The 10,216-nt window shown below is 69.1% G+C and carries 9 protein-coding genes; 3 read left to right on the top strand and 6 right to left on the bottom strand.

Annotation, left to right across the window (positions count from 1 at the left end; all coding sequences use genetic code 11):
* The 6 genes from QZ753_RS08385 to aceA all read right to left on the bottom strand — a co-directional run.
* Positions 1-2,012: HWE histidine kinase domain-containing protein (locus tag QZ753_RS08385; RefSeq protein WP_294642730.1), on the bottom strand; the 2,012-nt coding region annotated here is incomplete at its 3' end.
* Positions 2,009-2,617 carry a biliverdin-producing heme oxygenase gene (locus tag QZ753_RS08380; RefSeq protein ID WP_294642728.1) on the bottom strand — a complete coding sequence of 203 codons (609 nt, stop codon included), beginning with the start codon at positions 2,615-2,617 and terminating at the stop codon, positions 2,009-2,011. The genes QZ753_RS08385 and QZ753_RS08380, both read right to left, overlap by 4 nt.
* Before the next feature lie 66 nt (positions 2,618-2,683).
* Positions 2,684-3,976, bottom strand: a complete 1,293-nt coding sequence (locus tag QZ753_RS08375) for an FAD-binding oxidoreductase (protein WP_294642726.1) — start codon at positions 3,974-3,976, stop codon at positions 2,684-2,686.
* Positions 3,969-5,522 (bottom strand): glutamine synthetase family protein, encoded by a 1,554-nt coding sequence (locus tag QZ753_RS08370; protein WP_294642724.1) that lies wholly within the window; start codon positions 5,520-5,522, stop codon positions 3,969-3,971. Before QZ753_RS08370 ends, QZ753_RS08375 begins: the two co-directional genes overlap by 8 nt.
* 110 nt (positions 5,523-5,632) lie before the next feature.
* Positions 5,633-5,890: a hypothetical protein gene (locus QZ753_RS08365; protein WP_090962916.1), complete on the bottom strand. Its 258-nt coding sequence runs from the start codon at positions 5,888-5,890 to the stop codon at positions 5,633-5,635.
* Between the two features lie 35 nt (positions 5,891-5,925).
* On the bottom strand, positions 5,926-7,212 hold the full coding sequence (gene aceA / locus QZ753_RS08360; RefSeq protein ID WP_055893280.1) for an isocitrate lyase: 1,287 nt from the start codon (positions 7,210-7,212) through the stop codon (positions 5,926-5,928).
* 187 nt (positions 7,213-7,399) lie between these two features.
* On the opposite strand from aceA, the gene QZ753_RS08355 reads away from it, so the two are divergent.
* The 3 genes from QZ753_RS08355 (at position 7,400) to QZ753_RS08345 (ending at position 10,209) form a co-directional block, all read left to right on the top strand.
* Positions 7,400-8,809, top strand: a complete 1,410-nt coding sequence (locus QZ753_RS08355) for a short-chain fatty acyl-CoA regulator family protein (protein WP_294642722.1) — start codon at positions 7,400-7,402, stop codon at positions 8,807-8,809.
* A 69-nt stretch (positions 8,810-8,878) separates the two neighbouring features.
* Positions 8,879-9,688, top strand: coding sequence for an aspartyl/asparaginyl beta-hydroxylase domain-containing protein (locus tag QZ753_RS08350; RefSeq protein WP_294642720.1), 810 nt, complete (start codon positions 8,879-8,881; stop codon positions 9,686-9,688).
* The gene (locus tag QZ753_RS08345; protein WP_294642718.1) at positions 9,685-10,209 is read left to right on the top strand and encodes a GNAT family N-acetyltransferase; all 525 of its coding nucleotides are present in this window, start codon (positions 9,685-9,687) and stop codon (positions 10,207-10,209) included. Before QZ753_RS08350 ends, QZ753_RS08345 begins: the two co-directional genes overlap by 4 nt.
* Positions 10,210-10,216 lie beyond the last annotated feature (7 nt).

Here is a 10,216-nt window from a genome sequence, read left to right as displayed (position 1 = left end):
GGCGCGGTGACCGGCGGCCCGCCGCTCTCGATCCATTCGATCCGGCAGGCGTCGTTCTCGTCGATGAACCAGTTCACCGCGACGCTGCCCGACGAATCGGACAGGGCGCCGTACTTGGCCGAGTTGGTCACAAGCTCGTGGAACACCAGCGCCAGCGTCGAGAAGGTCACGGCCTCGACGACGATCTCGGGGCCCGACATCAGGACGCGGCTCGCCTTCTCGCCGATATAGGCCGAGACCTCGGTGCGGATGATGTCGCTGAGCGTCACCGCGCCCGCGTCGGCGCTGGTGATCTGGTCGTGCGCGCGCGCCAGAGCCTGGATGCGCCCGCCGATGATCGCGGCGAACTCGTCGACGGTCGTCGCGCCCGGCTTCGACTGCACCACCAGCGCCCGGATCAGGCTGAGGATGTTGCGCACGCGGTGGTTCAGTTCGGCGATCAGGAGTTCCTGTCGCTGCGTGGCGAGCGTCTGCTGGCGCTGCGACTCCTCGTTGAAGCGCAGGAGCACCTCGAGGATCGAGACGCGCAACCCCTCGGCGGCCTTGGTCTCGCTGACGGTCCACGGGAAGCTCTTGCCGTTGACGGTCTGCTTCCAGGCCTCGAAGCTCTTGCGCGGCGTCAGGCGCACGCCGTTCGGGCCGACCGTGCGCTCCTTGGTCTTCGGATCGCCCGCCCAGGTCACCGTCTGGATGATCTCGCGGCGGAAGAACAGGAGATAGTCGCGCGGCGAGCGCGAGATCGGGATCGCGAGGACCCCCGATGCGCGCTCGATGTAGTCAGCCGCCGGCGGATGCACCGCAGAGATCTCGTCGGTCGCGAAGATCCGGCCGGAGCCTGCGCGGTTAAGGAAGCGTGCGAGATGGGCGATCTCTTCCGGCGACGGGCAGTGCCCGTAGCACTGCGCCTCGCCCTTGACGTAGACCGCGAACCCGTCGGCCGGGATGATCTCGCGCAGGTCGTCGGCGAACTCGCCGATCGTGTCGAGCGTCGAGGACGCCGCGACGATGCGCGAGACGAAGCGGTCGTGCAGGACGCGGCCGGCTTCCTCGAGCTGGCGCTGCTCCTTGGCAAGGCGCCCCTCGATAATCAGTGAGACCATCTGGCCGAACAGCTCGGCCGCTGCGCGCACCTCCATCGCAAGATGGCGCGGCGCATAGTTGTGGAGCGCGAAGAGGCCCCAGAGCTGGCCATCGATGACGATCGACACCGACATGGAGGCCGAGACGCCCATGTTGGTGAGGTATTCGATGTGGATCGGCGAGACCGAGCGGAGGACCGACAGCGAGAGGTCGAGCGCCTTGCCATGCGGATCGAACTCCGGGATCACCGGCACGGTTTGCGACTGGACGTCGGCGATGAGGCGCACCTGGTTGCGCACGTAGAGCGCGCGCGCCTGGGGCGGAATGTCGGTCGCCGGGTAGTTCAGGCCGAGGAACGAGCCGATGCCGGAGCGCGCGGCTTCCGCGATCACGGAGCCGGCGCCCTCGCTGGCGAAGCGATAGAGCATCACGCGGTCGAAACCGGTGATGCCGCGAAGCTGGCGCACGCTTTCCTTGTAGAGGCCGTCCAGCCCTTGGGTCTTCTGGACCCGCGTGATCATGCTCTTGACGAGCGCGCCGGGATTGGTCGACGGGCGCTCGGCCTGCGGCTCGGCCTCGATGATGATCGAGCCGCCCGACACATGGATCGCCACGTCGAAGCGCGTACCGGTGCCGAAGAGGTCGAGGCCGACAATGCGCTCGGCCCCGTTGTCGCCCGACAGGATCTGCAGGCGGCCGCGGATCGAGTGGAGTGCGCTTTCCGAGACGATGGTGAGGACGGATTCGCCGAGGAGACTCTCGGGCTCGCGCCCGACGACATCAGCGATATTGGTCGAGACGCGTTCGATCAGCCAGTCGGTCGACACCGCCAGCAGATAGCCGAAGTTCTGGATCCGACCCAGGAACTGGATCGGCTCGCGCTCGCAGTTGGTGATGTCGACGTCGCCGAACGGCGGTGGCTGGATCGTCAAGCGCGGGTCGTCCTCTCGTCGTTGTCCCCGCACAGCATGCGGAAGTAGCGGAACGTCGCGTCCGCCGCTGCCGTGGCCCGCCGCATGTCGTCCTCGCCCGCCGGTTCGGCCGCCATGCGATCGAGCAGCCGGGTGAACGGACGCGCGTCGCTGGAAGCCTCCAGATAGTGAGTCGGCCAGCGCGCGCCAGAAAGTCGCTCATCACGTTTGATGGCGCGCGACATATATTTAGCGCCGAGACGCGAGCCTTCCAGCACATAGGCGATGCCGAAGGCTTCGAAGATATCCGGTCGCGGCAAAGGAAAGGGCGATGTTGGGCTAGGCTCGACCTCGAGAGCCTTCGCGTCCTGTCGTGCCGCCTCCAGACGGTCGGCGTGGTCGTCGCCCGCGCCCGGACGCCCGAGCGGGCTCTCGGCCAGAACCGGCTCGATCGCCTCGTGAGCCTTGAGGTTCATGGCGATGAAGCGCCGGTACTGCGCTCCGGAGATATCCGCGAACATGTCGGCGAAGGATGCGTCGAGTGCCTCGTGCGCGTCACGGGTGTCCGCGCGCAGCCGATCCCGCAGGGACGGTTCGGCGCGGGAGGGGGCGGTGGTGGCGCTCAAATCCTGAAACTTCTGATAGATCGGACAAAATGGAAACGCGACCGTTCCTTTCGCCCTTTTCCGTCATCACAACCGATCGCGCAAGGCGTACCACGTCATGGCGAGAAACAGGAGCGGCGCGCGCAGCCACGTCCCGCCGGGGAAGGCGGGAATGTCGAGGTCGCGAAGGTCGGTGAGAGGATCGCCGCGGCCGGTCAGCCGGTCGGCGTAGAGCTTGCCCGTCCAGTGCGTCAGCATCACCCCGTGGCCCGAAAACCCGGCGACGACGTCGAGGCCGGGCTGGGCTTCCGCGACATAGGGCATGCGCGGCATGGTGACGGCGACCGACCCGCCCCAGGCGTGGGTGAAACGGACGTCGGACAGGTGCGGCCAGATCGAGACGACCTGTTTGCGGATCTGCCCGGCGATGTCGCCCGACGCTGAGGTGTAGGCCTCGCGCCCGCCGAAGAGGAGCCGCCCGTCGGCGCTCTTGCGGAAATAGCGCACCACGAAGCGGGAGTCGTCCGCTGCCTCGTTGCCGGGAAGGACGCGGTCCGGCTCGGCCAGGGGCTCGCTCGCCGCGATGAACGAGCGGATCGGCATGACATGCGCGGCGCTCTCCGGCTCGAGCCGGCCGCCATGGGCGTTGGTCGCCAGAAGCACGCGCGCGGCGGTGACCGTGCCGCGCGCCGTGCGCGCCTCCCAGAGCCCGGCGGCGGTGCGCGTCAGGCTCTCGACGCGCGTCTCCTCGCAGAGCCTCGCGCCGGCGCGCGCGGCCGCTTGGCCGAGGCCGACGAGAAGCTTCATCGGATGGAGGTGTCCGGTGCCGACGTCGCGAAGGCCGGCATGGTAGGTGCCGGACCCAAGGCGCTCGGCGGTCTCCTCGCGCTCCATGAAGCGCAGATGCGGGTAGTCGTAGCGCTCGGCGAGATGGTCGGCGTGGCGGCGGAACTCGTCGACGTAGCGCATGCGATGGGCGAGCGAGATCTGGCCGGGGCGAAAGTCGGCGGCGATGCCCTCGCCCACCATCGTCTCGTGCAGGCCGGCTTTCGCGTCCTCCGCCATCGCGAAGAGGCGGCGGGCCGTTTCCAGCCCGTATTTCTCCTCCATCTCCTCCGGCCACAGGCGCTGACCGGTGCCGAACTGGCCGCCGTTGCGCCCCGAGGCGCCGTCGCCGAGCCGGGCGGCCTCGCAGACGACGACGTCGATGCCGGCGCGGGCGAGGTGGAGCGCGGCGGACAGGCCGGTGAAGCCGCCGCCGACGACGAGGACATCGGCGCGCGCCGAGCCGTCGAGCGCGGGGTAGCGCGGGCGTTCGCCGACGGAGTCCTCGTACCAGGACCGGCCCGGCGAGATCGGGGACTGGTAGGGCTCAGACATTCAGGAGCAGGAACTCGCGCTCCCACGGGCTGATGACCTGCATGAAGGTCTCGTGCTCGCCGCGCTTGATGCCGGCATAGGTGCCGACGAAGTCCTTCGACAGCACCTCCTGGAACGCCTCCTCCGCCTCGAAGGCGGCGACCGCCTCGAGAAGACCACGCGGCAGCGAGATCACGCCGTCCTCGTTGACGGTGCGATCGGTCGGCTGGTCCGGCTCCACCGCATTGACCATGCCGAGCCAGCCGCAGGCGAGCGAGGCCGCGAGCGCGAGATACGGATTGGCATCGGACGAAGGCAGGCGGTTCTCGACGCGCCGCGCGGCGGCGTCCGACGCCGGCACGCGGAAGGCCGTGGTGCGGTTGTCGAAGCCCCAGGCGTTGTTGGTCGGCGCTGACATGCCGTAGGTGAGGCGGCGATAGGAGTTGACGTAAGGCGCCATCATCACGAGCGCGGCCGGCACGTAGCGCTGCATGCCGCCGAGGAAATGATAGAACAGCGGCGACGGCGAGCCGTCTTCGCCTGAGAAGACGTTGCGCCCGGTCGCGAGATCCACCACCGACTGATGGATGTGCATGGCCGAGCCGGGCTGGCCCTGGATGGGCTTGGCCATGAAGGTCGCGTAAATGTCATGCTTCAGCGCCGCCTCGCGGATCGTGCGCTTGAACATGAAGACCTGGTCGGCCAGCTCCACCGGGTTGCCGTGCCGCAGGTTGATCTCGAGCTGCGCCGCGCCGTCCTCGTGGATCAGCGTGTCGATCTCGAGGCCCTGCCCGTCGGAGAAGTGGTAGATGTCGTCGATCAGCTCGTCGAACTCGTTGATGCCGCCGATCGAATAGGCTTGGCCCCCCTGGATCTGGCGCCCCGAGCGGCCGATCGGCGGCGTCAGGGGATAGTCGGGGTCGACGTTCTTGGAGACGAGGTAGAACTCGATCTCGGGCGCCACCACCGGGCGCCAGCCGCGATCCTCGTAGAGCTTCACGACGCGCTTGAGGACGTTGCGGGGCGTGTAACCGACCGCCTCGCCGGCCGTGTCCACGAGATCGCAGATCACCTGTGCCGTCGGGTCCGTCTCCCAGGGCACGGCCGAGAGGGTCGAGAGGTCCGGCACGAGCTTCAGGTCGCCGTCGTTCGGCGAGTAACGGAACGAGCCGGTCTCCTCCGGGTACTCGCCCGAGATCGTGTGCATGAAGAGCGCGGACGGGAGCGCCAGCGATGTGTTGCCGGTGAATTTCTTGGCCGGCATCATCTTGCCGCGCGCGACGCCCGCAAGGTCGGGCGTGATGCATTCGAGATCTTCGATGCCCCGCACCCGCAACCATTCGGCGGCTTCCGCCATCGAGCGCACGCCGCGCTTGGAGTCGAGGAAGCCGGAGCGGTCCGCGGCCGCGGCCGGCACGGTCTTGGCGATTCGCGGCCGTTCCGCCGGTGTGCCCGACACCTTGCCGATCGTCCGCCCCTCCGGTGCACCGCGTCGCTTGGGCTTGTCGCGCTTGATCTTCGACAAGGCGCCGGCGTCGTGCTTGGGCGGTCGGGTACGGTCCTGCATGCGGTCCTGCTGGGAAGGGGCAGATGGCGAAAGCATAGCCGGTTGCCGAGAAAGCCGAAAGCCTCTGGCGGCGGGGCGCCGGAGGCTCAGGTCGCGGGCAGGGCGCCGTCTCAAATGCGGCCGGCGAGTACCACCGGGATCATCAGGTCGCCCCAGCTTCCGTCGCCGCCGTGATGGCGGGCGGAGCGGACGAGCTCGACCGAGACGCCGGCCTCGACGGCGCGCATCACGGACTGGTTGAGGCGGTGGAGGTCGTTGGCGAGGATGCGGATGGCGTTCTGCGCGTCCTCCGACAGCGTGCTCGCCTGCGCCTCGGCGCGCTCGCGGACATGGGTGCGGGGACGCTCGATCGGGCTGACGTTGCTCATGATGCTTCTCCTTGTCGCGGTTGGGTGGCGGATGGTCATTCGGCGGCGTGACGGAACTGCGCGGCTTCGGTCGAGCCGTGCATGGCGGTGGTGGATGACGCGCCGCCGCCGATCACCGTGGCGAGGGCGTCGAAGTAGCCGGTGCCGACCTCGCGCTGGTGGCGCGTCGCGGTGTAGCCGTTGGCTTCCGCCGCGAACTCGGCTTCCTGCAGCTCGGAATAGGCGGCCATCTGGCGGTCGCGGTAGCCGCGGGCGAGCTCGAACATGCCGAAGTTCAGCTGGTGGAAGCCGGCCAGCGTGATGAACTGGAACTTGTAGCCCATGGCGCCGAGCTCGCGCTGGAACTTCGCGATCGTCGCCTCGTCGAGGTTCTTGCGCCAGTTGAACGAGGGCGAGCAGTTGTAGGCCAGCATCTGGTCGGGGTGCTCGCGCCGCACGGCTTCCGCAAAGCGCCGCGCCTCCCCGAGATCGGGCTTGGAGGTCTCGCACCAGATGAGGTCGGCATGCGGCGCATAGGCGATGGCGCGCGCGATGCAGGGCTCCAGCCCGTTCCTCACATGGAAGAAGCCCTCCGGCGTGCGGCCGCGGTCGTGATCGACGAACGGCCGGTCGCGCTCGTCGATGTCGGAGGTGAGAAGCGTCGCAGCCTCGGCGTCGGTGCGCGCGATAACGAGTGTCGGCGTGCCCATCGTGTCGGCGGCGAGGCGCGCGGCGGTGAGGTTGCGGATGTGCGCTGCGGTCGGGATCAGCACCTTGCCGCCGAGATGGCCGCACTTCTTTTCCGATGCCAGCTGGTCCTCGAAGTGGACGCCGGCTGCGCCCGCCTCGATGAAGGCCTTGGTGATCTCGAAGGCGTTGAGCGGGCCGCCGAAGCCGGCCTCGGCATCCGCGACGATCGGCGCGAACCACGTGTCGACCGAATGGCGGCCCTCCGCCGTCTCGATCTGGTCGGCGCGCTGCAGCGTGCGGTTGATGCGGCGGCAGAGCTCGGGCGCGGCGTTGGCGGGATAGAGCGACTGGTCGGGATACATCGCGCCCGCCGTGTTGGCGTCGGCCGCGACCTGCCAGCCCGACAGGTAGATCGCCTTCAGCCCGGCGCGGACCTGCTGCATCGCCTGGTTGCCGGTCATCGCGCCGAGCGCGTTGACGAAATCCTCCTCGTGGAGAAGCTTCCAGAGCCGGTTGGCGCCGTTCTCGGCGAGCGTGTGGCGGATCGCGACCGAGCCGCGCAGCCGCTCGACATCGGCCACCGTATAGGCGCGCTCCACACCGTCGAAGCGGCCTTCGGGGGCGCTGGGAACGAGCGTGTAAAAATCGGTCATCGCGATGGCTCCTTGGTCTTGTCGGTCCTGGCGCGCCGTCTCGATGCGGCGTCCGTGGAAAGAAATTGACAAGCCTGGGCTCTCGGAGCGACCCTGAACTGCCGGGATGACCTCACAATTCGTGTCGGGTTGTCGCGATCCCGACAGGCCGGCCGGTCGGTTTGTAAAAGTCAGTCAAGGAGCGGATGTGGCCGACAACAAGGTCTTTGCCGGACCCAAGGTGCGGCGCCTGCGCAACCAACTCGGCCTGACGCAGACGGCGATGGCCGGCACGCTCGGCATCTCGCCCTCCTATCTGAACCTCATCGAGCGCGACCAGCGGCCGCTGACCGTGCAGCTTCTCCTGAAGATGGCGCAGGCCTTCTCGCTCGACCTTGGGGAATGGCAGGGGGGCGACCGCGACAAGGTGGTGGCCGACCTCCGGCGCATCTTTGCCGATCCGCTGATCGCGGGCGAACTGCCGGGCGAGGGCGAACTCGTCGAACTCGCCGACGCCGCGCCCAACGTCGCCGCGGCCTTCGCCAAGCTCCACCGGGCCTATGGCGAGACGCAGGCGCGGTTGTCCGACCTGTCGGCCGCGATGGGTCGCGGCGAGGGGGCGGGGCTTCGGCTGTCCCGCCTGCCGCTCGACGAGGTGCGCGACGTCCTGGAAACCCGCCCGCACCATCATGCCGCGCTGGAGGGGGCGGCCGAGCGGCTGCGCACGGAGGTCGGGCCGTTGAGCGAGGACCTCGGCGGCGCGCTCCGGCGCTGGCTGCGCGAGCGGCACGACATCGCCGTGCGCGTCCTGCCGGTCGAGGTGATGCCGCTTTGGCGGCGGCGCTACGACCGCCACTCGAGACGCCTGTTCCTGTCTGAGCGCATCGACGCCGCGGGTCGCCTGCGCGAGACCGCGGCGGAGGCCGTGCACCTCGCCTTCGGCGACACCGTGGAGGCCGAGGTCGCAAGCTTCGGCTTCTCCAGCGACGAGGCGCAGCGCATCGCGGTGCGCGAACTGACGCGCTACGCGGCGCTCACCCTCGTCATGCCCTACGGCCCGTTCCGCGATGCGGCCGTGTCGGTCGGCTACGACGTCGAGCGGCTGGCCGCCCGTTTCGGCGCGAGCTTCACCGACGCCGCGGAGCGGCTGACCTCTCTCCAGCGCCGCACGGCACCTGGGCTGCCCTTCTTCTTCCTGGAAACCGACCCGGTGGGCCACGTCCTCAGGCGCGCGGGCGCGCGGGGCTTTCCGGCGGCGCTCTTCGGCGGCGCCTGCGGGCGGCTCCCCCATGTGCGCGCCGGCGACGCGGTCTTGGCCGAGCGTGCCGAGATGCCGGACGGCACCGCGTGGCTTCTGGTCGCCAGGGGAGAGGCGGGCCTCTCGGGCGACTTTCCCGATCCCGGCCGGCGCACACGCGTTCTCCTCGGCTGCGAATGGGAGGCGGCGGCGGAGACGGTCTATGCGCGCGCGCTCGGAACGGCGCGCGCCGTCGGCATCGGCCCGGCGTGCCGGACCTGCGAACGCGAGGCCTGCGCCTCGCGCGCCGAGCCCCCGCTGACGCGCCCGCTCGCGCTCGACGAATGGGTTTCGGGTCTGACCCCTTACGATTTCCGTTGAAACGGGCGCTGAAAGAGCGCCATGCAAACGGCGAACGGCCGCGCGGCCGTGACAGTATCGGACACGATCATGACAAACACGTCGTCGAACAAGGCCGGCCCCCAGCAGACCGGCAAGACGCAAGGGCTCGAGGACACGATGAGCCGCCAGGGCACGGCGGCCCGCGTCGTGCAGGGCCTCGTCGACAAGGCCGAGGCGCTGAACCTGAAATATGCGCCGAACGGCAATCCGCCGGTCTATCCGACCGACGAGTTTCCCTGGGCGCGCGAGGTCGAGGCCGAGTGGCGCCTGATCCGCGCCGAGCTCGACAGGATTCTCGTGCGCAAGGGCGACCTGCCGGCCTTCCACGAGATCTCGTCCGAGGTCCGCTCGATCTCGTCGGACCAGAACTGGAAGACGTTCTTCCTGTGCGGCTATGGGATCAAGTCGGAGGAGGCGATCCGCCAGTGCCCCGAGACCTGGCGCATCCTGCAGAAGATCCCGGGCCTCAAGTCGGCGATGTTCTCGATCTTCGAGCCGGGCAAGCACCTGCCGCCGCACCGGGGGCCTTATAACGGCGTCCTGCGCTTCCATCTCGGCCTGATCGTGCCCGACCAGCCCGAAAAGATCGGCATCCGCATCGCCGACGACACGCGCCACTGGCGCGAAGGCGAAGCGCTGATCTTCGACGACGCCTACGAGCACGAGGCCTGGAACCATTCGGATTCAGTGCGCGTCGTGCTCTTCGTCGACTTCGAGAAGCCCCTGCGCTTCCCAGCCAGCGTCACCAACAAGGCGGTGCTCAACCTTGCCGTCTTCACCCCCTTCATCCGCGAGGGCTACAAGGCCCACAAGGCCTGGGAGAAGATGTTCTACGGCGAGGGGCGCAAGCACCGATGAGTGCGGCCGGCGCGCCGGCGGCCGCCGACTGGCGGGGGATGGCGCCGGGCGACACGGCTCCTGTCGTGGCGCTCGCCGACCGGGTGCATCCGACCTTCCACGAGGACGAGGCCGTCTTTCGCGATCGCCTCGCGCTGTTTCCTCAGGGCTCCCTCGTGCTGCCGGCGCCGGGCGGCGGGCTTGCGGCCTATGCGATCGCCTATCCCGCCCGCCGCTTCGCCCCGCCCCCGCTCGACACCGTGCTCGGCCGCCTGCCGGAGGGTGCTGACGCGCTCTACATCCACGACGTAGCGGTGGCGCCGGAATGGCGCGGGCGAGGGCTCGCCGAGCCCGCGATCGCACGGCTTCTCGCGCTGGCCGAACCGTTCGGTGCGGCGGTTCTCGTGTCGGTCTACGGCACACCGCCCTTCTGGGCGCGGCACGGCTTCCGGCCCGTCGGGGACGACGCGCTGGCGTCCAAGCTCGCGAGCTACGGCGAGGACGCCGTGTTCATGCTGCGCGAGACTATGAAGGAAGGATGAAAGTCGG

Source organism: uncultured Aureimonas sp. (assembly GCF_913775355.1).
In the GTDB taxonomy this organism is placed as follows: Bacteria; Pseudomonadota; Alphaproteobacteria; order Rhizobiales; family Rhizobiaceae; genus Aureimonas.
Note: the sequence above shows the minus strand (reverse complement) of the source record. Positions and strands in the feature narration are given on the sequence as shown.

Bases quoted from the DNA above. Each gene is read 5' to 3' on its own strand.
- QZ753_RS08345 (WP_294642718.1), top strand. From the start codon at position 9,685: ATGAGTGCGGCCGGCGCGCCGGCGGCCGCCGACTGGCGGGGGATGGCG.
- QZ753_RS08350 (WP_294642720.1), top strand. From the start codon at position 8,879: ATGACAAACACGTCGTCGAACAAGGCCGGCCCCCAGCAGACCGGCAAG.
- QZ753_RS08375 (WP_294642726.1), bottom strand. From the start codon at position 3,976: ATGTCTGAGCCCTACCAGTCCCCGATCTCGCCGGGCCGGTCCTGGTAC.
- QZ753_RS08370 (WP_294642724.1), bottom strand. From the start codon at position 5,522: ATGCAGGACCGTACCCGACCGCCCAAGCACGACGCCGGCGCCTTGTCG.
- QZ753_RS08365 (WP_090962916.1), bottom strand. From the start codon at position 5,890: ATGAGCAACGTCAGCCCGATCGAGCGTCCCCGCACCCATGTCCGCGAG.
- aceA (WP_055893280.1), bottom strand. From the start codon at position 7,212: ATGACCGATTTTTACACGCTCGTTCCCAGCGCCCCCGAAGGCCGCTTC.